This window comes from Tabrizicola aquatica, assembly GCF_002900975.1.
In the GTDB taxonomy this organism is placed as follows: Bacteria; Pseudomonadota; Alphaproteobacteria; order Rhodobacterales; family Rhodobacteraceae; genus Tabrizicola; species Tabrizicola aquatica.
The window spans coordinates 889,068-912,409 of record NZ_PJON01000001.1 but is presented as its reverse complement, the minus strand read 5'-3'; the positions used below and the strand labels follow the sequence as shown (position 1 = coordinate 912,409).

The following is a 23,342-nucleotide window of genomic DNA, read 5'->3' as shown; positions in this document are numbered from 1 at the left end:
GCGACCCTCAGTTCGTGTTGCCGATGGCGGGGACCGGATTGATCCGGTCGCCTGCGCGGACAAAGGCACCGGCCTTCGTCACCACCTGGTCACCCGGGTTCAGCCCCGACGTCACCTCGACCAGCCCGTTGTCGCGGATGCCGGTCGTGACCAGCACCCGCTCGACCACGCCGTCCGTGACCCGCATCACCGTCGCCCCCTCGGGCGAAGAGCCAAGCGCCGTGACCGGCACCGCCAGCCCCTCGCGCTCGGCCACCAGGATCTCGGCCTCGACGAACATGCCGGGGCGCAGGCCGCCTTGCGCGCCGTCCACCGCGATCCGGGCCCGGCCCAGGCGGCTGGTCGCGTCGATGGTCGGCTCCACCAGACGCACCGTGCCGGCGAGGGGTTCGGTCATGCCGACGCCGCGCAGCTGCGCCTTCTGGCCGGGGGCAAGGCGCAGGATATCCGCCTCGGCCACATCGGCGCGCAGTTCCAGGGCGGCGTCGCGCACGATGACGAACATCGGTTGCCCGGCCCCCGTGGCAATCGCGCCGATCTTGGCGTTGCGGGCCACGATCTCGCCCGCGACCGGGGCCTTCACTTCGGTCCGGCTCAGTTGCAGCTCGACATTCTCCAGCCGGGCTTCGGCCAGCGCCAATTGCGCCCGCGCCGATTCCAGCCCCTGCCGCGCGACCGAGACCCGCGCCGCGGCCGAGGTGGCATTGGCATTGGCCGTATCCGCCTGCGCCTGGGGCGCGGTGCCCTGTTCGCGCAGCTTCGCGGTGCGTTCGGCGACCCGCTGCGCCTCGGCCGAGGCGGATTCGGCCTCGATCAACTGCGCCTCGCCCTGGGCGATACCGGACTGCGCTGCGGCCAGCGAGGCGACCGCCTCGGCCCGCTGCAATTCCAGCGTCGATTTCGACAGGACCGCCAGCACCTGGCCCTCGGTCACCATATCGCCGATGTCGACGCGCAGTTCTTCCAGCGGCTGGCCCTCGATCAAGGGCGCGACCTGCACCTCCTCGACCGCGGCCACCAGGCCCGAGGCGATGATCCGCTCGGCCAGGGGCTGCGGCACCACGTCGGTGACGGTGATCGCCGGCAAGGGGGCTGCAGCGGGGGCCTCGGTCGCCGCGGCGGCGGCCTCCTGGGCCAGGGCGGGCAGGGCGGGGGCCAGCCCAAGGGCGGCGGCAAGGAACAGGATCGGAGTGGTCGGGCGCATCGGGTTCAGCCTTATGCCTTGTCGGTGGAAATATCGGCCAGGATGCGGTCGATCACCGCATGGACCTGGGCTTCAAGCGCGGGGCCGGCGGGGCCGCATTGCGCGGTGCGCATCGCCATGGCCTTCACCAGCATGACCAGCATCAGACACTGGCCTTCGTATCGCGCCCGCGCCTCGGCCTCGGGGCGGCCGGTGACACGGGCGAAAATTGTCGTCAGCAGCGTGACGATCGTCTCTTCCATCTGCCGCGCCGCCTCGCCGATCTCGGGCTTGCGGATCGCAGCAGCGGTGATCTCGGCCCAAAGCTGGCCGTCCTTCAGCTGCTCTTCGTCGAAATGCGCCAGGATCCGGGCGCGCAGCGCGGCCATCGGCTCCTCGGCCTTCTCGATCTCGGCAAACTCGGCCTGGATCTCGGCCAGGTCATAGCCGCACATCGCCTGGACGATGGCCATCTTCGACGGGAAATAGCGGTAGAAGTTGCCGACACTCATCCCGGCCGCGCGGGCCAGATCCTGCATCGAGGCGCCGTCAAACCCCTTTTCGGCGAAAGCCTGCCGGATCGAAGCCAGGATTTCATGGCTGCGCTCTTCGGCGGCAGGGACAGGGGCAGGGACAGGGGCGGGCGTGGCGGGCATTGGCAACCATGATGGGAATGAACGTTCATTCACTCAGATAGAGAGCCTTCCGCAAAGGTCAAGCAGAATGATGCGCGGTGGGGCTTGTCAGGGGGCGGGCGCTTGGCTTTTGCGTCGAATTAGCTCAGAGACGCGGCAGGCAAGGGGGGCAGCGCATGGCGACCGGGTTCGACTTCAGGGTTTCGGCAACCGACGGCGCGGCGCGGACCGGGGTCATCAAGACCCCGCGGGGCGAGATTCGCACCCCCGCCTTCATGCCGGTGGGCACCGCCGCGACGGTCAAGGCGATGCTCCCGGAAAGCGTGCGCGCCACCGGGGCCGACATCCTTCTGGGCAACACCTACCACCTGATGCTGCGCCCCACGGCCGAGCGGATCGCGGCCCTTGGCGGGCTGCACCGGTTCATGAACTGGGACCGCCCGATCCTGACCGACAGCGGCGGGTTCCAGGTCATGTCGCTGGGCCCCCTGCGCAAGCTGACCGAGGAGGGCGTCCGCTTCTCCTCGCATCTTGACGGGTCCAAACACATGCTGACCCCCGAACGCAGCATGGAAATCCAGAAGCTGCTTGGGTCTGACATCGTCATGTGCTTCGACGAATGCCCGGCCCTGCCCGCCACCGAGGCCGAGGTGGCCAAGTCCATGCGCCTGTCGATGCGATGGGCGCAGCGGTCGCGCGATGCCTTCGGCGACCGGCCGGGCCATGCGCTCTTCGGCATCATGCAGGGCGGCGTCACCCGCGATCTGCGCGAGGAATCGGCCGAGGCGCTGAAGGGCATCGGCTTTGACGGCTATGCCGTCGGCGGGCTTGCGGTGGGCGAGGGGCAAGAGGCGATGTTCTCGGTCCTTGATTACGCGCCGGGCTTCCTGCCGCAGGACAAGCCGCGCTATCTGATGGGCGTCGGCAAGCCCGACGACATTGTCGGCGCGGTAGAGCGCGGGATCGACATGATGGACTGCGTGCTGCCCTCACGCTCGGGGCGGACGGGCCAGGCCTGGACGGCGCGCGGCCAGGTCAACCTGCGCAATGCCCGCCACAAGGACGACCCCCGCCCGCTGGAAGAGGGCTGCACCTGTCCCGCCTGCCGGGGCTACAGCCGCGCCTATCTGCACCATGTGGTGAAGGCGGACGAGATCATCGGTTCGATGCTGATGACCTGGCACAACCTGCACTACTATCAGGTCTTGATGCAGGGCCTGCGCGACTCGATTGCCGCAGGCACCCTGTCGGACTTCGTGGGCGACTTCCACCGGCAGCGGTCCGAAGGCGATATACCTACCACAGGTTGATCCGCGCGCCGTTTGCTGTCGTCAGGCCGGTGGTTCTGTGACCTGGGCGCACAAAACCCATGCAAAAATCGTGTTTCAATGGGACATGGCCCTGCCAAGCCTTGACCTATCCCGTCCAACTCCCGTCAGATTAACCAGTTGTTAAGAATTGGGGCTGGCATGGCGATCTCGGACATCTTCTATGCGATGCGCGACAAGAACAATGCCGCCAACGACGCGCTGAACCTGGACCCCGGCCAGGTGGTCTCGCTGCAGTTCGTCAGCGGCCCCTCGGGCGACCTGTTCCTGGAGCAGGAGCCCGACGATGGCGACGCCGACAGCTTTCCGAACTTCGATCCCGACACGCAGGTCATCCTGAACGATGGCACCCCGGCGAACTTCTCGGTGCTGCTGGTGGGAACGCTTCCCGTTTCGGGGAAGGTGCCGGATCCGCTTGAGGGCAAGACCGTCATCCTGATCAAGATCGACGTCAATGGCGACGGGATACTGAACGCGAACGACCCGCAATACTTCTTCGTGGCCGACGGTTCGGGCACCCTCACGCTTATGTCCAACGGCTGGGGCGGCGGCTCGCTTACACTCTTGGCTGTGGATGAAACCCCGCCGCCCGATCCAGTCTGCTTTCGCGCCGGAAGCGCGATTGCCACCCCGTCCGGCCCCCGCGCGGTCGAGACCTTGCGCCCCGGCGACATGGTTCTGACCGAGGACGGCCGTGCCGTGCAACTCGTCTGGGTCGGTTGCTCGCACTACAGCGCAGCGCAACTTGCGGCCGACCCCGCGCTTCGCCCGATCCGAATCCCGGCCCATGCCATCCGGCGCGGGATGCCCGACCGCGACCTTGACCTCTCGCCGCAGCACCGGATCGTGATCGACGGCGCGGCCTGCGAACTGATGTTCGGCCAGCCGCGCGTCCTTGTGGTGGCGAAGCATCTCGTCGGCACGCTGGCCCAGGTGGTCGAGGATGATGCCGGCGTGACCTATTTTCACCTTTTGTTCGAAGAGCATGAAATCCTGCTCAGCAACGGCCTGCCCAGCGAAAGCTTCCAGCCCGCGCGGCGCATGATCGAACAGATGGCGGGCGGCGCACAGACCGCGCTGATGGCGACACTGGATGCGTTGGGGGCCGATGCGATTCTGACCCGCCCCGATGCGCTTCCCACGCTTAGATCACTCGAGGCGCGTGTCCTGCTGGAGTCGCTCGTCCAGACCACCCCGACCCTTGCCCGGCAGGGCAGCGCGCAGACCCGCGCGCTTCATTAACCGCCGCGCGGCCCAGCTGATCGCCTGGCACCGCCCCCGCGGGGCGCGGCGGATTCGCACCTTGCGGCGGCGCGCACAGAGGTTCATTCTGCCCAACCAGACCAGAACTTGAAACTTTCGCCGGGCGACCACACGTTACCACATCTGACAGGCGGAGCGGGCCGGGTTGCCGATGGTCGGGACCCAGCCGCGTTGCCGCGAATGAAGGACACAAGATGACCGAACCCCTTTCCACCAGCTACCCGGTCCTGCCGCTGCGCGACATCGTGGTCTTTCCGCACATGATCGTGCCCCTGTTCGTCGGACGCGAAAAGTCGGTCCGCGCGCTGGAAGAGGTGATGCAGGACGACAAGCAGATCCTTCTGTCCTCGCAGAAGGACCCCACCGCCGACGACCCGGATGCCGACGGCATCTTCCGCACCGGCGTGCTGGCCAACGTGCTGCAACTGTTGAAACTTCCCGATGGCACCGTGAAAGTGCTGGTCGAAGGCAAGGCCCGCGTCAAGATCACCGGCTTTGTCGAAAATCCCGCCTATTTCGAGGCGACGGCCGAACGCCTGCCCGAAACCCCCGGCGACCAGACCTCGGTCGAGGCGCTGGTTCGTGCCGTGGGCGAAGAATTCGACCGCTATGCCAAGGTGAAGAAGAACATCCCCGAAGAGGCGCTTGCCGCCGTCTCGGATACCCGCGAACCGGCCCGCCTGGCCGACCTGGTCGCCGGCCACCTGGGCATTGACGTGGCACAGAAGCAGGCGATCCTGGAAACCCTCGACATCGCCGAGCGGCTGGAGAAGGTCTATGGCCACATGCAGGGCGAACTTTCGGTCCTGCAGGTGGAGAAAAAGATCAAATCCCGGGTGAAAACCCAGATGGAGAAAACCCAGCGCGAGTACTATCTGAACGAGCAGATGAAGGCCATTCAGAAGGAACTTGGCGACGGCGAGGACGGCCAGAACGAGGTCGCCGAACTGGAAGAGCGGATCCGCAAGACCGAGCTGTCCAAGGAAGCCCGCGAGAAGGCCGAGGCCGAGCTGAAGAAGCTCAAGTCGATGTCGCCGATGTCGGCGGAAGCGACCGTGGTGCGCAACTACCTCGACTGGCTTCTGGGCGTGCCGTGGGGCGTGAAGTCCCGCGTCAAGAAGGATCTGGGTGCGGCGCAGAAGGTGCTGGATACCGACCACTTCGGTCTGGAAAAGGTCAAGGAACGCATCGTCGAATACCTGGCGGTGCAGGCCCGCTCGACCAAGCTGAAAGGCCCGATCCTCTGCCTCGTCGGCCCTCCGGGTGTCGGCAAGACCTCGCTTGGCCGCAGCGTGGCGAAAGCCACGGGGCGTGAGTTCATCCGCATCAGCCTTGGCGGCGTGCGGGATGAATCCGAAATCCGGGGTCACCGGCGGACCTATATCGGCTCCATGCCCGGCAAGATCATCCAGTCCCTGAAAAAGGCCAAGACCACCAACCCGCTGATCCTTCTGGATGAAATCGACAAGATGGGCCAGGACTTCCGCGGCGACCCGGCCTCCGCGCTGCTTGAGGTGCTGGACCCCGAACAGAACAACACCTTCATCGACCATTACCTCGAGGTGGAATACGACCTCTCGAACGTGATGTTCATCACCACGGCGAACTCTTACAACATGCCGGGCCCCTTGATGGACCGGATGGAGATCATCCCGCTGGCCGGTTATACCGAGGATGAAAAGCGCGAGATTGCGAAGGGCCACCTTCTGCCCAAGCAGATCGCCGCGAACGGCCTCAAGAAGGGCGAATTCAGCGTCAGCGACGACGCGCTGAACCATGTCATCCGCTACTACACCCGCGAGGCGGGCGTGCGGAACCTGGAGCGTGAGATCGCCAAGCTGGCCCGGAAGGCCGTGACCGACATCCTGAAGGGCAAGACCAAGCGCGTCGAAGTCGATCCCGCCAAGGTCGAGGAATACCTGGGCGTCCAGCGCCACCGCTATGGCCTGGCCGAGAAGGAAGATCAGGTCGGCGTGGTGACGGGTCTGGCCTGGACCAGCGTCGGCGGCGATCTTCTGCAGATCGAGGCGCTGAAGCTGCCGGGCAAGGGCCGGATGAAGACGACCGGGAAACTGGGCGACGTGATGAAGGAATCGATCGACGCGGCGGCGTCCTATGTCCGCTCGATCAGCCCGAAGATCGGGGTGAAGCCGCCCAAGTTCGAGACGATGGACATCCACGTCCACGTCCCGGACGGCGCGACGCCCAAGGACGGCCCTTCGGCCGGCCTGGCGATGGTCACCTCGATCGTCTCGGTCCTGACCGGCATCCCGGTCAAGAAGGACATCGCCATGACCGGCGAGGTCAGCTTGCGCGGCAATGCCATGCCGATCGGCGGGCTGAAAGAGAAGCTGCTCGCCGCCCTGCGCGGGGGGATCAAGACCGTCTTCATCCCGGAAGAGAACGCCAAGGACCTGGCGGAAATTCCGGCGAACGTGAAGGAAGGGTTGCAGATCATCCCCGTGACCCATGTCCGCGAAGTTCTGGCCCAGGCGCTGGTGCGCCAGCCGGAACCGGTGGAATGGGACGAAGCGGCGGAAGAGGCCGCCGCCGCCGCCAGGGCCGCCCAGGCCCAGCAGCCGGCGCAGACCGCGCACTAAGACAGGACGGCGCGCCCCACCGGGCGCGCCGTTTTTCGGTCAGGCGACCCGCTTTAACTCCAGCCCCAGTTTGCGGTAATCCACCGTCCGATAGCCCAGCATCGGCCGGATCGCCCCGGGGTGCAGCACGGCCACCTCGTCGGCCATCACGCCTTCCCACAGCCCGTCCATCCCGTTGTAGCGGTAGTGATAGACCCCCAGGCCCAGCTGGGTGGTCCCCACCCGGCGGATGTCATGCTTCAACCGGCGGTCGCTGATCGGCAGCGGCTCTTCCTTCGTCGGCTCGTCGTTTCCGCCCGAGGCCGCCAGTGCCACTACCGCCAGCAGAAGCAGCGGAATCACCAGCCCAGCGGACGAGGCCGGCCGTTCGGCCACCACTTCGGTTTCCTCCTCCATCACCACCGGCCCCCCGGCCAGTGCCGGTCCCAGCGTGCCCAGCGTCAATGCGGTGGACAGAAGCAGTATCTTGCGCATCCTTGGTTCCCTTTCTGCCGCCAGTTGCAGCACGAGAAACAGGATACCGCCCTCCGCACACCGGGCGAGGTGGAAACCGACGCCAACGGTCGAAATCGTCTGGTTCCGCGCAGGAACCCCGACTAAGGTCGCGCCAAATCACCTTGGAAAGCAGCATGGCACGCACTCCGAAATCCCCCGACGCTCCGACCGCAACCACCCCCGACACGGCTGCCCCGGCAAAGGCCAAGGCCGCCAAGGCGAAACCTGTGAAGGCCGCGAAACCGGCGCTGAAAGTGGTCGAAAAGCCGGCCCCCAAGGCCCCGGTCGCGACGCCGGCCGCCACCGAGATCCTCAAGCTGAAAGAGCTGATCGACCGTGTCGCCGGCACCACCGGCGGCAAGAAGCCCGAGGTCAAGGCCGCAGTCGAGGCGACGCTCCTTGCCCTGGGCGAGGCGCTGGCGGCGGGCCGGTCGCTGGCGCTGCCGCCGCTGGGCAAGCTGCGGGTGGTCAAGAACAAGGGCCCGGCGCTGACCCTCAAGCTGCGGCTGGGCGATAGTGCAAAGGCCGCCGGATTGGCCCTTGCAGACGACGGAGAGGACGACTAAAAGCCTCCGCATCGGGCGATTAGCTCAGCGGTAGAGCGCTTCGTTCACATCGAAGATGTCAGCGGTTCAAATCCGTTATCGCCCACCATCATAGCCGAAAGCGCGCCCCTCGTGGCGCGCTTTCGTGCTTTTGGCGCTGCCTTGGTCACCTGGACCAAAAGTCTTGAAAGACTTTTGCAAATTCCTTCGAAGGAATTTGGCCCCACCTGGACGCACCTCCGCGGCGCAGCGACCAGATGTTCAAGTCCCTGCCCATGTCCTGCGATGCCCGCTCTTGCATTGCCCGCCCGGAACAGGTTAGGGGTCGGGCAGGGGCGGTTAGCTCAGTTGGTAGAGCGTCTCGTTTACACCGAGAATGTCGGGGGTTCGAGTCCCTCACCGCCCACCAGTCCCCCGCACCCATGTCTTGCGGCCCGCCCAAACCGTGCCTTCGCGGGCCCGTTCTTCCGACGCGGCGACGGGGACGGGTTAAGAAAGGGTAAACAGCTTTCGCCAAGGCATTGGCAACATTACACTCTTCCGAAATGTCCACCGTGGACAGTCAGCCGAAACTCCACCCCGCCCGCCGCGGCACCCGGAAGGCGATCATCGGTTTCAGCCAGGGCCGGGCATAGCGGGTCAGATCCAGCGCCTCGTGGACCCCCAGGCTGGTCTCGCCGCCGATCCGGGTCTCGACCAGGGCGCGGGAATAGAAGGGGGCGTCCAGGAGGCTCATCTTCTGCCTCGGCTGGCAGCCCGGATCCCCCCGCGTCTCGCGCCGGACCCCCCAGCGGCTGCGCGGAAATCGGGTGAGGGGGGGCGGGTCGATTTCGCGGACCTCGCCCTGCCGGTCAACCTCGACCCCCAGGGCCAGGACCGACCCGTCGGCGCGGGTGGCGTCGTAGAAGCAGACGGTCCGGTCGGCCAGCGGAAAGCGCCCCCAGGTCCAGAACCGGAAGTCCCGCTCCACCGCGGCGGTGCCGAAATTCGCGTCCCAATAGCCGTGCCCCTCCCAGCGGTGACCCTGCGAGAGGTCGACCTTGACCCGCGCGATGGGGGCGAAGGGGCGCCAGCTGTGGGTTCCGTCCGGGGTCAGCCGCGCCTCGACCCCGGTCAGCGCGGCGGGGGTCAGGGTGATCGTTCCCTGCACCCGGCTGATGATCGGCGGGCCCGAGATCTCGTCGATCTCCACCACCAGCTCGCGGCCGGTCCAGGTCATCGAGGACGGCCCGATCTGCAGCCGGTCCGGCGCCTGCCGCAGCGCGCCCCGGCCCCGGTCGGTCATCGTGAACCTGCCCCCCGGCCCGTAGGTGGCGACGTTCAGGCAGACGTGGTTCTGCGGCTCTTTCCGCCCCGACCAGGCATACCAGGGCGAGAAGACCGAGCCGATGAACCCGATCACCGAAAGCGCGCGGACCCCGTCGTCGGCGACCGCGTCGAGGTACCACCAGGCATAGCCGTCCGGGTCCACCCGGATCGAGAAGTCAGGTCCGCGACCACCGCCTGGGCCGCGTGCTGGCCGGAGAGCGCCGCCATCGGCACCCCAGCCCCCGGATGCGCCCCCCCGCCCGCCAGGTACAGCCCCGGCATCCTGGTCCTGGCCGGGGGCCGGGCGAAGGCTGCGAAGCTCCCCTCCGGGCTGCGGCCGTAGATCGCCCCGCCCGAGCCCGGAAACAGCCGCTCCAGCATCGCCGGCGTGGTCAGGCCCGCGCGATCCGGTTCGGGGCTGAAACTCAGCCCCATCCGGCGCAGGGTCTGGAAGGTGCGCGTCATGCATCGGGCAAAGTCCTCTGGCTGGTCGGCACGGCCCGCAGGCGCGTTGACGATGATCTCGAACCGCTCGGGCCCCGTCGGCGGCACGCCCCCGGCGCGGTCCTCGGCGCAGAGGTAAAGCGTCGGCGTCTCGGGCATGTTCCCGGCACCGATCGGGCCGAATTCCTGCGCGGTGTCCTGGGGGAAAAAGACGTTGTGGTGGATCAGGTCGGCGGCCAGCGGTCCCTGCGGGGTGGCGGCGAAGGACCAGACCCAGGCCGACAGGCTGCGCGGGGTCGTGGCGGTGGCGGGGAGTGCTGACTCCAGCCCCTCGCCCATCAGGCCGCCGGTCAGGGCAGCGGGGTCGCCGGCGTGGATGCAGGCGGCGCAGGGCAGGGTCTCGCCGCTGTCCAGTTGCACGCCGCTGACCCGGCCGCCCTGCCGGACGATCCGCCGCGCCCGCGCGCCATAGCGCAGCCGCACCCCCAGCCGCCCGGCCAGTGCGGCCAGCGCCTCGGCCAGGCGGTGCATCCCGCCCTGTACGGCCCAGACGCCCGCCGCCTCGGCCCGCCAGATCAGCGCCAGCACCGCTGGCGAGTGGTCGGGCCGCCCCCCGACATAGGTCGCATAGCGCGCGAAGAGCTGGACCAGGCGCGGGTCGCGGAACTGATGGCGGAGAAGGCCAGCAAGCGTGCGGCCCGGCAGCAGCGCCGGCCACAATGCCGGGCGCCCGGCCACGGCGCGCAGGATGGGCAGGAATTGTGGCTGCGGCGCGCGCATGACCGGGGCGTCGAAAGCGTCATAAAGGCCCTGGGCCAAGGCGTCGAAGCGGCGAAAGGCCCGCGCCTCGGCCGGTGAGGCGAAATCGGCGATGGCGTGGGCATCGGTTTCGCGCGTCCCGGTCAGGTCCAGCCGGCTGCCATCGGGCCACCAGTGCCGGGCAAGGATGGGTTGCGGCAGAAGGGTCAGGTGGTCGTCAAGCCTTTCGCCAGCAAGGGCAAAAAGGTCATCGAACACCGCGCGCAGGGTCAGCACCGTCGGGCCGGCATCGACCGGCCCGGCCGCCGAGGCAAGGGCCCGCATCTTGCCGCCGGGATAGGCCTGCGCCTCGACCACGGTGACGCGCGCGCCGCCGGCCGCCAGCTGAATCGCTGCCGCAAGGCCACCCATCCCGGCCCCGATCACCACCACCTCTGCGCTGTCCATCTGCATCGGGCCAGTCTGGCCTTGGCGGGGGATATGTCAACCTGGATCGTCAGCTATATGTAAGTTTCAGTTTACACTTTGCGTTGCCGGTGCCAGACTGCCCCCGGGTCGGACCGATCCCGCGAGGTATGAGATGGAGCTTTCCACCCGAATCGAGGCTGCGCTGACCGAGGCGATGCAGGTAGGGCAGGGCTTGCATCTGCCCGTCGACCAGGTGCCGTTGCGGCTGTCCTCGGCGCTGGATCTGGCAGTGATGTCGGGCGGCGCGCGGATCCGGCCGACGATTCTTTTGTCGGTGGCAATGGCCTGTGGCGATGACCGCCCGGGGCTTGCCAGTGCCTCGGCCGCCGCGCTGGAGTTGATCCATTGCGCAAGCCTGGTCCATGACGACCTGCCCGCCTTTGACAATGCCGACACCCGGCGCGGGCGGCCTTCGGTCCACCGCGCCTTTGGCGAGCCGGTGGCGATCCTGGCGGGGGACAGTCTGATCCTGCTGGCCTTCGAGATGCTGGCCCGCAACGCTGCCGAAGCGCCGGACCGGGCCATGCGCCAGGTCCGAATCCTGGCGCAGCGGGGCGGGATGCCGGGCGGGATCTGCGCCGGGCAGGGCTGGGAAAGCGAGCCGGTTGTCAACCTGCGCGCCTATCATCGTGCCAAAACGGGTGCATTGTTCATCGCGGCAACGCAAATGGGTGCCGTGGCGGCGGGTCAAGAGCCGGAGCCTTGGGAAGAACTTGGCGCCCGGATTGGCGAGGCGTTCCAGGTCGCGGATGACCTGAAGGACGCGCTGTTGCCGGCCGAAGTGACGGGCAAGCCTGCCGGGCAGGACGCTGTGAACGGACGCCCGAATGCGGTGGCCGTGATGGGCGTCGCGGGCGCGGTCCGGCATCTGAAGGATATCCTGGGCGGGGCCATCGCCTCGATCCCGGCCTGTCCGGGCGAGGCGCAGTTGGCCCGCCTGGTCCGCGCCTATGCCGAGCGTCTCACGCCGGTAGACCTGGCCGCGCAGGTCGCGGCCGCGAAATGACCGAGACGGACATGCCGGGCGCGCCCGTGGGCACAGGCCCCGGCTGGGCCGCGCGGCTGGCGGGGCAGGGCTGGTTCCACCGGCTGTGCGCGCGGGTGCCGGGTCTGCGCCAGATCGCGCAGGCCGAGGGGGCGGCGCTGTTCGAGGTCGTCTCGGGCTTTGTCCGCTCGCAGGCGCTGCTGGCGCTGGTCGAGTTGCGGGTGCTGCACAGGCTGGCCGAAGGGGCGGCGGATACCGCCACGCTGGCGCGGATGGCCGGGGTGCCGGGGGACCGGATGCAGATCCTGGCGCAGGCCGGGGCCGGGCTGAGGCTGATGAAGCAGCGGCGCGGCCAATGGCAGTTGACCACGCGCGGCGCGGCCTTCCTGGCGGTGCCGGGGCTGGAGGGGATGGTGCGCCACCATCCGGTGCTTTACCGCGATCTGGTTGATCCGGTTGCGTTTTTCCGGGGCGAAACCCAGCCGGAACTGGCGGGGTTCTGGCCCTATGTCTTTGGCGGCGGCGATGCGGCTACGGCCGCGCGCTATTCGCGTCTGATGGCCGAAAGCCAGGCCCTGGTGGCCGAGGATACCTTGCGCCTGGTGTCCTTGCGCGGCGTCAGCCATCTGATCGACGTGGGTGGCGGGACCGGGGCCTTCCTCTCGGCCGTTGCCATGGCCCATCCCGCGCTGCGCCTGACGCTGTTCGATCTGCCCGTGGTGGTCGCCGGTGCCCGTGTGCCGCCGCAGGTCGCGGTGGTGCCCGGCAGCTTTCGCCAGGACCCGCTGCCCCGGGGCGCCGATGCGATCAGCCTGGTCCGGGTGCTGTATGACCACGCTGACGCGACGGTTGCGGGACTGCTTTCCGCCTGTCACGCTGCCCTGCCACCTGGCGGTCGGCTGATCGTCTCGGAACCCATGTCCGGCGGGACGCAGCCCGATCCTGCGACGGATGTGTACTTTGCAGTTTACACCCTGGCGATGCAGACCGGCCGCACCCGATCGGCCACCGAGATCGTGGCGCTGATGCAGACGGCCGGATTCCGGGTCAATTCCGGGGCGAAAACCCTGCGCCCCTTCGTCACTTCGGTGCTTGTCGGGCGCCGGGACGAGATTCCGCACGGAAAAGTGTCTAATTAAATTGACACCACCGATTGTAAGCTTAAACTTACATCAAGGGCGACGAGCGGCCAGGCGGTCGTAGCGGTACTCCCAGGGGGATAAGACGTGCAGACGACGGCGGTTATCCTTCATGGGGCGCGGAACCTGGGGCTTGAGGCCCTGGACCTGATCGCCCCGGGGGCCGAGGACCTGGTGGTCCGCGTCGATCACTCGGGCATTTCCACCGGCACCGAAAAGCTGTTCTGGTCTGGCACGATGCCACCCTTTCCGGGCATGGGCTATCCGCTGGTCCCCGGCTATGAGGCCGCGGGCGAAGTGGTCGAGGCGGGGCCGGACAGCGGCTTCCGCGTCGGCGAGACCGTTTTTGTCCCCGGCGCAAACTGCTTTGCCGGCAATGTTCGCGGCCTTTTCGGCGGGGCCTCACGCCATCTGGTGACCAAGGCTGCACGGGTGGCGCGGATCGACGCCGGCATGGCGGCCGAGGGTGCGCTTCTGGCGCTGGCCGCAACCGCCCGTCATGCGCTGGCTGGATTCAATACCGCGTTGCCAGACCTGATCGTCGGCCACGGCACCCTGGGCCGCCTTCTGGCCCGCCTGACCGTCGCTGCGGGCGGCAAGCCCCCGACAGTCTGGGAGATTGACCCCACGCGTCGCGACGGCGCCGAGGGATACAGCGTGATCGCCCCCGAGGATGATCCGCGCCGCGACTATCGCGCGATTTATGATGCATCCGGCGCCAAGGGCCTGCTCGACCAGCTGATCATGCGCCTGGCCAAGGGCGGCGAGATCGTTCTGGCCGGCTTTTATACCGAGCCTGTCGCCTTCGCCTTCCCGCCCGCCTTCATGAAGGAAGCACGCCTCCGCATCGCCAGCGAATGGCAGCCGGACGACCTGACCGCCACCCGCGCGCTGATCGAAAGTGGCGCGCTGTCACTGGCCGGCCTGATTACCCACACCCGCCCCGCGGCCGAGGCTGGCGCGGCCTATGAGACGGCCTTCACCGATGCGGGCTGTCTGAAAATGATCCTCGACTGGAAAGGTCAGGCATGAACGACGTTCCGAATCTGAAGGACTTCGCGACCCGCCTCCGCGACGAGGCGCATGAAGAGCCGACGCTGGAGATCCCGCAGGACCCGCCGTCGAAAAAGACACAGATCATCGCGATCTACGGCAAGGGCGGGATCGGCAAATCCTTCACGCTGGCCAACCTGAGCCACATGATGGCCGAGATGGGCAAGCGCGTGCTGCTGATCGGCTGCGACCCGAAATCCGACACGACCTCGCTTCTCTTCGGCGGCAAGGCCTGCCCGACGATCATCGAAACCTCGACCCGCAAGAAGCTGGCCGGGGAAGAGGTCAAGATCGGTGACGTCTGCTTCAAGCGTGGCGGTGTCTTCGCGATGGAACTGGGCGGGCCGGAAGTTGGCCGCGGCTGCGGTGGGCGCGGGATCATCCACGGCTTTGAACTGCTTGAAAAGCTTGGGTTCCATGACTGGGACTTTGACTATGTGCTGCTGGATTTTCTGGGCGACGTGGTCTGTGGCGGGTTCGGCCTGCCGATCGCCCGCGACATGGCGCAGAAGGTGATCCTGGTCGCCTCGAACGACCTGCAGTCACTGTATGTGGCGAACAACGTCTGCTCGGCGGTGGAATACTTCCGCAAGCTGGGCGGCAATGTCGGCATCGCGGGGCTGGTGATCAACAAGGACGACGGCACCGGCGAGGCTGCGGCCTTTGCCGAGGTGGCGGGAATTCCGGTCCTTGCCGCGATCCCCCAGAACGACGATCTGCGCAAGAAATCGGCGAATTATCAGATCGTTGGCAGCTATGACAGCGAGTGGGGCCCGCTTTTCGCCAGCCTTGGCGAGGCGGTGGCAATTGCCCCCCCGGTGCGCCCGAAACCCCTGTCGCAGGACGGCCTGCTAAGCCTGTTCAGCGCCGAGACGACGGGCGCGGATTTCGTCCTGACGCCGGCCTCGGACGCGGACATGCGCGGCAAGAACGCGGCCGTGAAGCCCTCTCTGGAAGTGGTCTACGACAATGCTTGACCTGGATCGCCTGCACGACTTCGACCGCGCCCTGGCCGTTCTTGGTAAGAAGAAATCCATGCAAGCCAACGGCATGCAAGACAAGGCTAAAGCAGAATGAGCGATCTTCGGCATCAGATCAAGGCGACGGAAGCGGGGCTTCCCGCTGACGGCCTTGGCTGTCATGCCGGGACCGAGATGCAGGCCGCGGCGCGGGCGGCGGGGAACTCGGAGCTGCTTGACGGTTTTGCCCGCGACTATCCGCAAGGCCCGCATGACAAGCCGCAGTCGATGTGCCCGGCCTTCGGCAGCCTGCGCGTCGGCCTGCGGATGCGGCGCGTGGCGACGGTGCTGTCAGGTAGCGCCTGCTGCGTCTATGGCCTGACCTTTGTTTCCCATTTCTACGGTGCCCGCCGGTCAGTCGGTTATGTTCCCTTCAACTCGGAGACGCTGGTGACCGGCAAGCTCTTCGAGGACATCCGCGATGCGGTGCATGAGCTTGCAGACCCCGACCGCTATGATGCGGTCGTGGTGACAAACCTTTGCGTTCCAACGGCTTCCGGTGTTCCGTTGAAGTTGCTGCCCAGCGAGATCAACGGTGTTCGCATCGTCGGGATCGACGTGCCGGGCTTTGGCGTGCCGACCCATGCCGAGGCCAAGGACGTGCTGGCCGGCGCGATGCTGCGCTATGCTCGCGAAGAAATCATGGCTGGCCCGGTCCAGGCGCCCGAGCGGGGCCGGTCCGACCGTCCGACGGTCGCCCTTCTGGGTGAGATGTTCCCGGCCGACCCGATGATGATCGGCGCGATGCTGGCGCCAATGGGTCTGGCTGCCGGTCCCGTGGTCCCGTGCCGCGAGTGGCGGGAGCTTTATGCGGCACTGGATTGCGGCGTGGTCGCAGCGATCCATCCCTTCTACACCGCCGCGATCCGTGAGTTTCAGGCGGCAGGCCGGTCGGTCGTGGGCTCTGCGCCCGTGGGCTATGATGGCACGATGGGCTGGTTGAAGGCTATCGGCGAAGCCTATGGAATTGCTGGCGAAAAGGTCGCTGCGGCACAGAATGCTTTCGGGCCTGCGATCCAGGCGGCGCTTGCGGCAACCCCGATCAAGGGCCGGATCACGCTGAGCGGCTACGAAGGCTCGGAACTCCTCGTCGCCCGCCTGCTGATCGAAAGTGGCGCGGATGTGCCTTATGTCGGCACCGCCTGCGCGCGCAACGAATGGTCGGCGGCGGATCGGGACTGGCTGGAGGCCAAGGGCGTCGCGGTCAAGTTCCGGGCCAGCCTGGAGGATGACCTTGCGGCGATGGAGGGCTTCAAGCCTGACCTGGCCGTCGGGACCACTCCGGTCGTGCAGGCAGCGAAAGCGCAAGGAATCCCATCGCTTTACTTCACGAACCTCATCTCTGCCCGGCCCCTTATGGGACCGGCGGGGGCAGGGTCCCTGGCCCAGGTCGTGAACGCCGCCATCGCTGGCAAGACCCGGATGGAGGGCATGAAGGCCTTCTTCGAAGGGGTCGGCGAAGGTGATACCGCCGGCATCTGGGAAGGTTCTCCCAATCTGCGGCCGGATTTCCGGGCGATCCATCAGAAGAAACTCGACAAGGCCGCCAAAGCTGCCAAGGCCGAGGAGATGATCTGATGCTGGTGCAGGATCATGATCGGGCGGGCGGCTACTGGGGGGCGATCTATGCCTTCTGTGCGGTCAAGGGCCTGCAGGTCGTCATCGACGGCCCGGTCGGGTGTGAGAACCTGCCTGTGACATCGGTGCTGCATTACACCGATGCGCTGCCGCCGCATGAGTTGCCGATTGTCGTCACCGGCCTGGGCGAGGACGAGATGTCCTCGGGCACCGAGACCTCGATGGCGCGGGCCTGGAAGACGCTTGATCCGGCGCTGCCGGCGGTGGTGGTCACCGGGTCGATTGCCGAGATGATCGGCGGGGGCGTGACCCCGGCCGGGACCAACATCCAGCGTTTCCTGCCGCGCACCATCGACGAGGACCAGTGGCAATGCGCCGATCGCGCGATGACCTGGATCTTCACCGAGTTCGGGATGACCAAGGGCCGGATGCCGCCCGAGACGGCACGTCCTGACGGCGCGAAGCCGCGCGTCAATATCCTGGGGCCGATGTACGGCACCTTCAACATGGCGTCGGACCTGCACGAGATCCGCCGCCTGGTCGAAGGGATCGGGGCCGAGGTCAACATGGTGATGCCGCTTGGCGCGCACCTGGCCGAGATGCGGAACCTGGTGAACGCTGACGCGAATATCGTGATGTACCGCGAATTCGGCCGCGGTTTGGCCGAATGCCTGGGCAAGCCCTATCTGCAAGCCCCGATCGGGCTGGAATCGACGACCCTCTTCCTGCGGACCCTGGGCGAGATGCTGGGCCTGGACCCAGAGCCCTTCATCACCCGGGAAAAGCATTCGACGCTGAAGCCCCTTTGGGATCTTTGGCGGTCGGTCACGCAGGATTTCTTTGCCACGGCCAGTTTCGCGGTCGTGTCGAACGAGACCTATACCCGCGGCATCCGGAACTATCTGGAAGGCGACCTTGGCCTGCCTTGCGCCTTTGCCGTGCCGCGTCTGGCCGGGCAAAAGACGAACAACGAAGGCGTCCGCGCCAGCCTGAAACAGCATCGCCCGCTGATCGTCATGGGGTCGATCAACGAAAAGATGTACATGGCCGAGCTGAAGGCCGGCCATGGGCCGCAGCCCGTGTTCATCCCCGCCGGTTTCCCTGGCGCTGCGATCCGCCGGGCCACGGGCACGCCCTTCATGGGCTATGCCGGGGCGGTCTACCTGCTGCAAGAGGTCTGCAATGGCCTGTTCGATGCGCTTTTCCACATCCTGCCCCTGGGGTCAGAGATGGACAGCGCCGCCGCCACCCCCACGACGCTGCGCCGCGATTTCCCCTGGGACGTGGATGCACAGGCCGAACTGGACCGGATCGTCAGCGAACACCCGGTTCTGACAAGGATTTCCGCTGCGCGCACCCTGCGCGATGCGGCCGAGAAAGCCGCGCTCGACCATGGGGCCGAGCGGGTTGTGCTGGAATACGTGGCCGGACTGCGCGACGGGCGCAGCCCCACGGCGAACATCAAGGGAGGCACGCATGAGTGACCATACCGCAGGCCATGGGATGGGGCAGGGCGCAAGCCACGCCCACCGCACCCCGAAGGTCGAGTTCTACGTCTATTTCGCGCTGATCTTCCTGGTCGCGATCCCCTTTGCGACCGTTGCCTGGGCCTTTGGCCTGGTGCGCGACCGCCATTTGCCGGTGCATGGGCCTCTGGCCCGCGCCTGGCGCGAAGCCGGGGCCATCACCCCGGCGATCTTCCGGCCGTAAGGCCCGGAACACCCATTGCCTTTCCCGCGGAACCCCGTGGGCCAGGCAGCTTTCGCCGGGACCGGAAAATCCTGGCGGCTCGATATCTCTGATGGGCGAGCGCCCGCGCCATCGGACACAGCATTCGCCGTTCCCCCTGCCGTCCGGCGATGGGGGGGGCGGAGAAACTCGGGGAGGCATGCAGCCAAACCGTGAACCCGGCCGCAGGGTATGCGGCTCAGTCAACCCCTTCGGAGGATACTATGGCTGATAGAACCGACCTGAGCTTCACAGGTCTTACCGACGAGCAGGCGCAAGAGCTGCACTCCGTCTATATGAGCGGGCTTTTGCTCTTCACGGGCATTGCCGTGGTCGCTCATATCCTGGTGTTCATCTGGCGCCCTTGGTTCTGAGGAGAGAAGAAAATGTCCAAGTTTTACAAGATCTGGCTGATCTTCGATCCCCGTCGTGTCTTCGTCGCGCAGGGCGTGTTCCTGTTCCTGCTCGCGGCGATGATCCACCTCGTGCTGCTCAGCACCCCGGGCTACAACTGGCTTGAAGAAGCCGGGGCCCGCGCGCTTGCCGCGCAGGGTGTCGCACCGGCCACCGAGTAAGGCCGCGGCCCCAGTTGCGGGCGGCGGTCAACCGTCGCCGCCCGCAACAAAACGAGGGAACGTCACATTCCGGGGACCCGTGTCCCGCGCCCGATGCGCACCCTGGACATAGCGGAGAGAGAAGCATGGCAGTGCTCAGCTTCGAACGAAAATACCGCGTGCCTGGCGGCACGCTGGTCGGCGGGAACCTGTTCGACTTCTGGGTAGGTCCCTTCTACGTCGGGTTCTTCGGCGTCACGACCGTATTCTTTGCCGCCCTTGGCACGATCCTGATCTTCTACGGGACCGCCCTGGAAGGGGTGTGGAACCCCTGGCTGATCTCGATTGATCCACCGGCAGTCTCATACGGGCTGTCTTTCGCGCCCTTGGCGGAGGGGGGCCTGTGGCAACTGATCACGATGTGCGCGACCTGCGCCTTCGTCAGCTGGATGCTGCGCGAGGTGGAGATCTGTCGCAAGTTGGGGATGGGCTACCATGTGCCCTTCGCCTTTGGCGTCGCGATCTTCGCCTATCTGACCCTGGTCGTGATCCGGCCGGTTCTCATGGGGGCTTGGGGTTACGCCTTCCCCTACGGGATCTGGACGCACCTCGATTGGGTGTCGAACACCGGTTATCAATACGGCAACTTCCACTACAACCCGGCGCATATGATCGCGGTGAGCTTCTTCTTCACCAACGCGCTCGCGCTTGCCCTGCATGGCGCGCTGATCCTGTCGGCGGCCAACCCTGAAAAGGGCAAGGAAATGCGGACGCCGGACCACGAGGACACCTTCTTCCGCGACTTCATCGGCTATTCCGTCGGCACCTTGGGCATTCACCGCCTGGGCCTGCTTCTGGCGCTGAATGCCGGGTTCTGGAGCGCGGTCTGCATCGTGATCTCGGGCACGATCTGGTTCGACCAGTGGGTCGTCTGGTGGGACTGGTGGCTGCAGCTGCCGTGGTGGGCCGACATTCCGGGAGGCGTCAATGGCTGAGTATCAGAACATCTTCAACCAGGTGCAGGTTCGCGGCGCCCCGGAATCGGGGATGGTCGAGGGCGTGGACCTGGCCAACCGGACCCGCTGGGCGACTTTCTCGACCCTGGCAGGCTGGTTCGGCAACGCCCAGCTTGGCCCGGTCTATCTGGGCACCATGGGGGTGATCTCGCTCTTTGCAGGGATCGTCTGGTTCACCATGGTGGGCGCGTGGTACTGGGATCAGGCGGGCTACAACCCGGCCGTGTTCCTGCGCGACCTCTTCTGGTTCTCGCTGGATCCGCCGGATGCGTCCTATGGCCTGCGCTTCCCGCCGATGGCGGAAGGCGGCTACTTCCTGATCGCCTCGTTTTTCCTGTTGGTCAGCGTGCTGGCCTGGTGGGTGCGCAGCTATCTGCGGGCCCAGGCGCTGGGGATGGGCAAGCATGTGTGCTGGGCCTTCGCCTCGGCGATCTGGCTCTTCCTGGTGCTGGGCCTGATCCGGCCGATCCTGATGGGATCCTGGTCGGAAGCCGTGCCCTACGGCATCTTCAGCCACCTCGACTGGACGAACAACTTCAGCCTTACCTACGGCAACCTGTTCTACAATCCGTTCCACGCGCTGAGCATCGTCTTCCTTTACGGGTCGGCCCTGCTGTTCGCGATGCACGGGGCGACGATCCTGGCCGTCAGCCGCTTTGGCGGCGACCGGGAACTGGAACAGATCGCCGACCGTGGCACCGCCTCGGAACGCGCCGCCTTGTTCTGGCGCTGGACCATGGGCTTCAACGCCACGATGGAAGGCATCCACCGTTGGGCCTGGTGGTTCGCGATCCTTGTCACCCTGACGGGCGGCATCGGGATCCTGCTGACGGGCACGGTCGTGGACAACTGGTACGTCTGGGCCCAGGAACACGGCTACGCGCCGCTGAATTGAGGAGAGAGACATGTCTGACGACAACTACTTCTCGCTGTCGCGCCGCGGCCAGCTGACCGCCTGGATCTCCGGGCAGATGCTGCGCGGGGCGGGGTGGGCTGCGCTGGTGGTGGTGGGCTTCGGCCTGGTGCTGACGGCGATCTGGGTCATCGGGACCTGGCTGCCTGCCGAAAGCCGCGAGACGCCCGACCCGAACACCTGGGACACAAGTGCCCTGGTGGTCGAGCTTCCGGCGACGGCTTAAGACTTCGGGGGGCGGCGATGATCGCCCCCTGCACTGCCATCCGGGCGAATGCCAGCCCGGATCCGGGGCGCAACCACAGCCCGGTTCCCTTCCTGTTGGCGACAGGGACCTGGTGCCGTGTGGGACCTACCACACGGCACTTTTTTCGTTAGGAGGCGCTGATGGACACCGAAAGCCGAACCCCAACGCTGGATCGCGTGGCCGGGCCTGCCGACCTGAAAAGCCTGACCGATGCCGAGCTTGGCCTTCTGGCGCATGAGTTGCGCCAGGACACGGTCGAGAGCGTCAGCCGCACGGGCGGGCATCTTGGCTCCTCGCTTGGGGTTGTCGAACTGACCGTGGCGCTGCATGCGGTGTTCAACACGCCGATGGACAAGCTGATCTGGGACGTGGGCCACCAGTGCTATCCGCACAAGATCCTGACCGGCCGCCGCGACCGAATGGGCACCCTGCGGCAAAAGGGGGGGCTTTCGGGCTTCACCAAGCGGTCCGAATCCGAATACGACCCCTTTGGCGCGGCGCATAGCTCGACCTCGATCTCGGCCGCGCTTGGCTTTACCATGGGGCGCAAGATGGGGATGCCGGTGGGCGACTGCGTGGCCGTGATCGGCGACGGGGCGATCACCGCCGGCATGGCCTATGAGGCGCTGAACCACGCCGGCCACCTCAAGGAACGCCTGTTCGTCATCCTCAACGACAACGACATGTCCATCGCGCCCCCGGTTGGTGCCATGTCCACCTATCTGAACGCCATCGCCGAGAAGGGCCCCTTCGCCATGCTGAAGGCCGCCGCCGAGGGGTTGGAGGCAGCCCTTCCCGGCCCGGTCCGCGACGGCGCGCGTCGGGCGCGGTCGTTGGTCACCGGCCTGCCGGGTGGCGGGACGCTGTTCGAGGAGTTCGGCTTTGACTACATCGGCCCGATCGACGGCCACGACATGCCCCAGCTTCTGGCCACGCTGCGCGCCGTCAAGGCGCGGGCAACCGGGCCGGTCCTGATCCATTGCGTCACGGTCAAGGGCAAGGGCTATGCCCCGGCCGAGGGCGCGGACGACAAGTACCACGGCGTGGCCAAGTTCGACGTCGCCACCGGGGCGCAGGTCAAGTCCAAGTCCAACGCGCCCAGCTATACCCAGGTCTTTGGCGAAAAGCTGACCGAGATGGCGTCTCGTGACCCCAAGATCGTGGCAATCACCGCCGCCATGCCGGGGGGCACCGGCCTGGACATCATGCAGAAACGCTTTCCCGCCCGGGTCTTTGACGTGGGCATCGCCGAGCAGCACGGCGTCACCTTCGCCGCCGGGCTTGCCGCCAGCGGGATGCGGCCGTTCTGCGCGATCTACTCCAGCTTCCTGCAGCGCGGCTATGACCAGATCGTGCATGACGTGGCCCTGCAGAACCTGCCGGTGCGCTTTGCCATCGACCGGGCGGGCCTGGTGGGCCAGGACGGCGCGACGCATGCCGGGGCCTTCGACATCGGTTTCCTTGCCGCCCTGCCGCACATGACCGTGATGGCCGCGGGCGACGAGGCGGAACTTGTCCACATGCTGGCCACCGCGGCCGCGCATGACCAGGGTCCCATCGCCTTCCGCTATCCGCGCGGCGAGGGGGTGGGCGTTGAACTGCCCGCCCGTGGCGAGGTGCTTGAGATTGGCCGTGGCCGCATCGTGCGGGAAGGTGACCGCGTCGCGCTTTTGTCCTTCGGCGCGCACTTGGCCGAGGCTCTGGCCGCCGCCGACCTGCTGGCGGGTGAGGGGATCGAGGTCACCGTCGCCGACGCCCGTTTTGCCAAGCCGCTGGATAGCGCGCTGATCGACCGGCTTCTGGCCAACCATGGCGCGCTGGTGACGCTGGAACAAGGCGCGTCCGGTGGGTTCGGCGCCCAGGTGCTGGAGCATCTGGCCCGGACCGGAGGCCTGGATCGCGGCCGCCGCATCCGCACCCTGGCGCTGCCCGACCGCTTCATCGACCAGGCCAGCCCGCGCGAGATGTACGAAGAGGCCGGCCTGACCGCCAACCAGATCGCGGCCCAGTTGCGGGAACTGCACCAGGTGCTGGGGCAGGGCGTGGTCCCTCTGCGACGGCCCCGGCTTAACTGACGCTTGA

Annotated in this window: 22 protein-coding genes and 2 tRNA genes; 19 read left to right on the top strand and 5 right to left on the bottom strand. The window is 66.8% G+C overall.

Features of this window, described 5'->3' with window-relative positions; translation table 11 throughout:
- Nucleotides 1-7: 7 nt before the first annotated feature.
- Both CXR42_RS04455 and CXR42_RS04450 read right to left on the bottom strand, forming a co-directional pair.
- The gene (locus CXR42_RS04455) at nt 8-1,204 is read right to left on the bottom strand and encodes an efflux RND transporter periplasmic adaptor subunit (protein WP_103256268.1); all 1,197 of its coding nucleotides are present in this window, start codon (nt 1,202-1,204) and stop codon (nt 8-10) included.
- An 11-nt stretch (nt 1,205-1,215) separates the two neighbouring features.
- Nucleotides 1,216-1,839, bottom strand: coding sequence for a TetR/AcrR family transcriptional regulator (locus tag CXR42_RS04450; RefSeq protein WP_103256267.1), 624 nt, complete (start codon nt 1,837-1,839; stop codon nt 1,216-1,218).
- A gap of 155 nt (nt 1,840-1,994) precedes the next feature.
- Here CXR42_RS04450 and tgt point away from each other — a divergent pair, with 155 nt between their 5' ends.
- The 3 genes from tgt to lon all read left to right on the top strand — a co-directional run bounded on the left by tgt (nt 1,995) and on the right by lon (nt 7,009).
- Nucleotides 1,995-3,128: a tRNA guanosine(34) transglycosylase Tgt gene (gene tgt, locus CXR42_RS04445; protein WP_103256266.1), complete on the top strand. Its 1,134-nt coding sequence runs from the start codon at nt 1,995-1,997 to the stop codon at nt 3,126-3,128.
- A 159-nt stretch (nt 3,129-3,287) separates the two neighbouring features.
- Nucleotides 3,288-4,388, top strand: a complete 1,101-nt coding sequence (locus tag CXR42_RS04440) for a Hint domain-containing protein (protein ID WP_103256265.1) — start codon at nt 3,288-3,290, stop codon at nt 4,386-4,388.
- A gap of 215 nt (nt 4,389-4,603) precedes the next feature.
- A complete protein-coding gene (gene lon / locus CXR42_RS04435; RefSeq protein WP_103256264.1) occupies nt 4,604-7,009 on the top strand; it encodes an endopeptidase La in 2,406 nt (801 codons plus the stop codon).
- Nucleotides 7,010-7,048: 39 nt separating this feature from the next.
- Here lon and CXR42_RS19705 read toward each other — a convergent pair whose 3' ends face one another.
- Nucleotides 7,049-7,483 (bottom strand): tail fiber domain-containing protein, encoded by a 435-nt coding sequence (locus CXR42_RS19705; RefSeq protein ID WP_245875334.1) that lies wholly within the window; start codon nt 7,481-7,483, stop codon nt 7,049-7,051.
- Nucleotides 7,484-7,638: 155 nt separating this feature from the next.
- Here CXR42_RS19705 and CXR42_RS04425 point away from each other — a divergent pair, with 155 nt between their 5' ends.
- From CXR42_RS04425 to CXR42_RS04415, 3 genes are all read left to right on the top strand, one after another.
- Nucleotides 7,639-8,070, top strand: a complete 432-nt coding sequence (locus CXR42_RS04425; RefSeq protein WP_103256263.1) for an HU family DNA-binding protein — start codon at nt 7,639-7,641, stop codon at nt 8,068-8,070.
- Between the two features lie 13 nt (nt 8,071-8,083).
- A tRNA-Val gene (locus tag CXR42_RS04420) sits at nt 8,084-8,158 on the top strand.
- 224 nt (nt 8,159-8,382) lie between these two features.
- Nucleotides 8,383-8,458: transfer RNA gene (locus CXR42_RS04415), tRNA-Val, on the top strand.
- A gap of 153 nt (nt 8,459-8,611) precedes the next feature.
- Here the strand turns inward: CXR42_RS04415 and crtC are convergent.
- Together crtC and crtD are read right to left on the bottom strand one after the other, a co-directional pair.
- Complete coding sequence (gene crtC, locus CXR42_RS04410) at nt 8,612-9,451, bottom strand: carotenoid 1,2-hydratase (protein ID WP_103257020.1); 840 nt, start codon at nt 9,449-9,451, stop codon at nt 8,612-8,614.
- Entirely contained in the window at nt 9,448-11,013 is a 1,566-nt protein-coding gene (gene crtD / locus CXR42_RS04405) for a 1-hydroxycarotenoid 3,4-desaturase CrtD (RefSeq protein ID WP_103256262.1), read from the bottom strand. The genes crtC and crtD overlap by 4 nt, the downstream gene beginning before the upstream one ends.
- Nucleotides 11,014-11,140: 127 nt before the next feature.
- Here crtD and CXR42_RS04400 point away from each other — a divergent pair, with 127 nt between their 5' ends.
- The 13 genes from CXR42_RS04400 (at nt 11,141) to dxs (ending at nt 23,335) form a co-directional block, all read left to right on the top strand.
- Nucleotides 11,141-12,034 carry a polyprenyl synthetase family protein gene (locus tag CXR42_RS04400; protein WP_103256261.1) on the top strand — a complete coding sequence of 298 codons (894 nt, stop codon included), beginning with the start codon at nt 11,141-11,143 and terminating at the stop codon, nt 12,032-12,034.
- A complete protein-coding gene (locus CXR42_RS04395; protein ID WP_103256260.1) occupies nt 12,031-13,152 on the top strand; it encodes a methyltransferase in 1,122 nt (373 codons plus the stop codon). The genes CXR42_RS04400 and CXR42_RS04395 overlap by 4 nt, the downstream gene beginning before the upstream one ends.
- An 87-nt stretch (nt 13,153-13,239) precedes the next feature.
- Nucleotides 13,240-14,184: a chlorophyll synthesis pathway protein BchC gene (gene bchC, locus CXR42_RS04390; protein WP_103256259.1), complete on the top strand. Its 945-nt coding sequence runs from the start codon at nt 13,240-13,242 to the stop codon at nt 14,182-14,184.
- The gene (locus CXR42_RS04385) at nt 14,181-15,182 is read left to right on the top strand and encodes a chlorophyllide a reductase iron protein subunit X (RefSeq protein WP_103256258.1); all 1,002 of its coding nucleotides are present in this window, start codon (nt 14,181-14,183) and stop codon (nt 15,180-15,182) included. Before bchC ends, CXR42_RS04385 begins: the two co-directional genes overlap by 4 nt.
- A 96-nt stretch (nt 15,183-15,278) precedes the next feature.
- The gene (gene bchY, locus CXR42_RS04380) at nt 15,279-16,802 is read left to right on the top strand and encodes a chlorophyllide a reductase subunit Y (protein WP_103256257.1); all 1,524 of its coding nucleotides are present in this window, start codon (nt 15,279-15,281) and stop codon (nt 16,800-16,802) included.
- Nucleotides 16,802-18,286, top strand: a complete 1,485-nt coding sequence (gene bchZ / locus CXR42_RS04375) for a chlorophyllide a reductase subunit Z (RefSeq protein WP_103256256.1) — start codon at nt 16,802-16,804, stop codon at nt 18,284-18,286. The genes bchY and bchZ overlap by 1 nt, the downstream gene beginning before the upstream one ends.
- Entirely contained in the window at nt 18,279-18,512 is a 234-nt protein-coding gene (pufQ, locus tag CXR42_RS04370) for a cytochrome PufQ (RefSeq protein WP_103256255.1), read from the top strand. The genes bchZ and pufQ overlap by 8 nt, the downstream gene beginning before the upstream one ends.
- A 242-nt stretch (nt 18,513-18,754) precedes the next feature.
- The gene (gene pufB / locus CXR42_RS04365; protein ID WP_103257019.1) at nt 18,755-18,904 is read left to right on the top strand and encodes a light-harvesting antenna LH1, beta subunit; all 150 of its coding nucleotides are present in this window, start codon (nt 18,755-18,757) and stop codon (nt 18,902-18,904) included.
- Between the two features lie 12 nt (nt 18,905-18,916).
- Complete coding sequence (gene pufA, locus CXR42_RS04360; protein ID WP_103256254.1) at nt 18,917-19,105, top strand: light-harvesting antenna LH1, alpha subunit; 189 nt, start codon at nt 18,917-18,919, stop codon at nt 19,103-19,105.
- Nucleotides 19,106-19,230: 125 nt separating this feature from the next.
- Entirely contained in the window at nt 19,231-20,079 is an 849-nt protein-coding gene (gene pufL, locus CXR42_RS04355; RefSeq protein WP_103256253.1) for a photosynthetic reaction center subunit L, read from the top strand.
- Nucleotides 20,072-20,995: a photosynthetic reaction center subunit M gene (gene pufM, locus CXR42_RS04350; RefSeq protein ID WP_103256252.1), complete on the top strand. Its 924-nt coding sequence runs from the start codon at nt 20,072-20,074 to the stop codon at nt 20,993-20,995. The genes pufL and pufM overlap by 8 nt, the downstream gene beginning before the upstream one ends.
- Nucleotides 20,996-21,005: 10 nt before the next feature.
- Nucleotides 21,006-21,239 (top strand): RC-LH1 core complex protein PufX, encoded by a 234-nt coding sequence (pufX, locus tag CXR42_RS04345; RefSeq protein ID WP_103256251.1) that lies wholly within the window; start codon nt 21,006-21,008, stop codon nt 21,237-21,239.
- Between the two features lie 161 nt (nt 21,240-21,400).
- Nucleotides 21,401-23,335, top strand: a complete 1,935-nt coding sequence (gene dxs, locus CXR42_RS04340) for a 1-deoxy-D-xylulose-5-phosphate synthase (protein ID WP_103256250.1) — start codon at nt 21,401-21,403, stop codon at nt 23,333-23,335.
- Nucleotides 23,336-23,342 lie beyond the last annotated feature (7 nt).

Bases quoted from the DNA above. Each gene is read 5' to 3' on its own strand.
- CXR42_RS04455 (WP_103256268.1), bottom strand. From the start codon at position 1,204: ATGCGCCCGACCACTCCGATCCTGTTCCTTGCCGCCGCCCTTGGGCTG.
- CXR42_RS04450 (WP_103256267.1), bottom strand. From the start codon at position 1,839: ATGCCCGCCACGCCCGCCCCTGTCCCTGCCCCTGTCCCTGCCGCCGAA.
- tgt (WP_103256266.1), top strand. From the start codon at position 1,995: ATGGCGACCGGGTTCGACTTCAGGGTTTCGGCAACCGACGGCGCGGCG.
- CXR42_RS04440 (WP_103256265.1), top strand. From the start codon at position 3,288: ATGGCGATCTCGGACATCTTCTATGCGATGCGCGACAAGAACAATGCC.
- lon (WP_103256264.1), top strand. From the start codon at position 4,604: ATGACCGAACCCCTTTCCACCAGCTACCCGGTCCTGCCGCTGCGCGAC.
- CXR42_RS19705 (WP_245875334.1), bottom strand. From the start codon at position 7,483: ATGCGCAAGATACTGCTTCTGTCCACCGCATTGACGCTGGGCACGCTG.
- CXR42_RS04425 (WP_103256263.1), top strand. From the start codon at position 7,639: ATGGCACGCACTCCGAAATCCCCCGACGCTCCGACCGCAACCACCCCC.
- crtD (WP_103256262.1), bottom strand. From the start codon at position 11,013: ATGCAGATGGACAGCGCAGAGGTGGTGGTGATCGGGGCCGGGATGGGT.
- CXR42_RS04400 (WP_103256261.1), top strand. From the start codon at position 11,141: ATGGAGCTTTCCACCCGAATCGAGGCTGCGCTGACCGAGGCGATGCAG.
- CXR42_RS04395 (WP_103256260.1), top strand. From the start codon at position 12,031: ATGACCGAGACGGACATGCCGGGCGCGCCCGTGGGCACAGGCCCCGGC.
- CXR42_RS04385 (WP_103256258.1), top strand. From the start codon at position 14,181: ATGAACGACGTTCCGAATCTGAAGGACTTCGCGACCCGCCTCCGCGAC.
- bchY (WP_103256257.1), top strand. From the start codon at position 15,279: ATGAGCGATCTTCGGCATCAGATCAAGGCGACGGAAGCGGGGCTTCCC.
- bchZ (WP_103256256.1), top strand. From the start codon at position 16,802: ATGCTGGTGCAGGATCATGATCGGGCGGGCGGCTACTGGGGGGCGATC.
- pufQ (WP_103256255.1), top strand. From the start codon at position 18,279: ATGAGTGACCATACCGCAGGCCATGGGATGGGGCAGGGCGCAAGCCAC.
- pufB (WP_103257019.1), top strand. From the start codon at position 18,755: ATGGCTGATAGAACCGACCTGAGCTTCACAGGTCTTACCGACGAGCAG.
- pufA (WP_103256254.1), top strand. From the start codon at position 18,917: ATGTCCAAGTTTTACAAGATCTGGCTGATCTTCGATCCCCGTCGTGTC.
- pufL (WP_103256253.1), top strand. From the start codon at position 19,231: ATGGCAGTGCTCAGCTTCGAACGAAAATACCGCGTGCCTGGCGGCACG.
- pufM (WP_103256252.1), top strand. From the start codon at position 20,072: ATGGCTGAGTATCAGAACATCTTCAACCAGGTGCAGGTTCGCGGCGCC.
- pufX (WP_103256251.1), top strand. From the start codon at position 21,006: ATGTCTGACGACAACTACTTCTCGCTGTCGCGCCGCGGCCAGCTGACC.
- dxs (WP_103256250.1), top strand. From the start codon at position 21,401: ATGGACACCGAAAGCCGAACCCCAACGCTGGATCGCGTGGCCGGGCCT.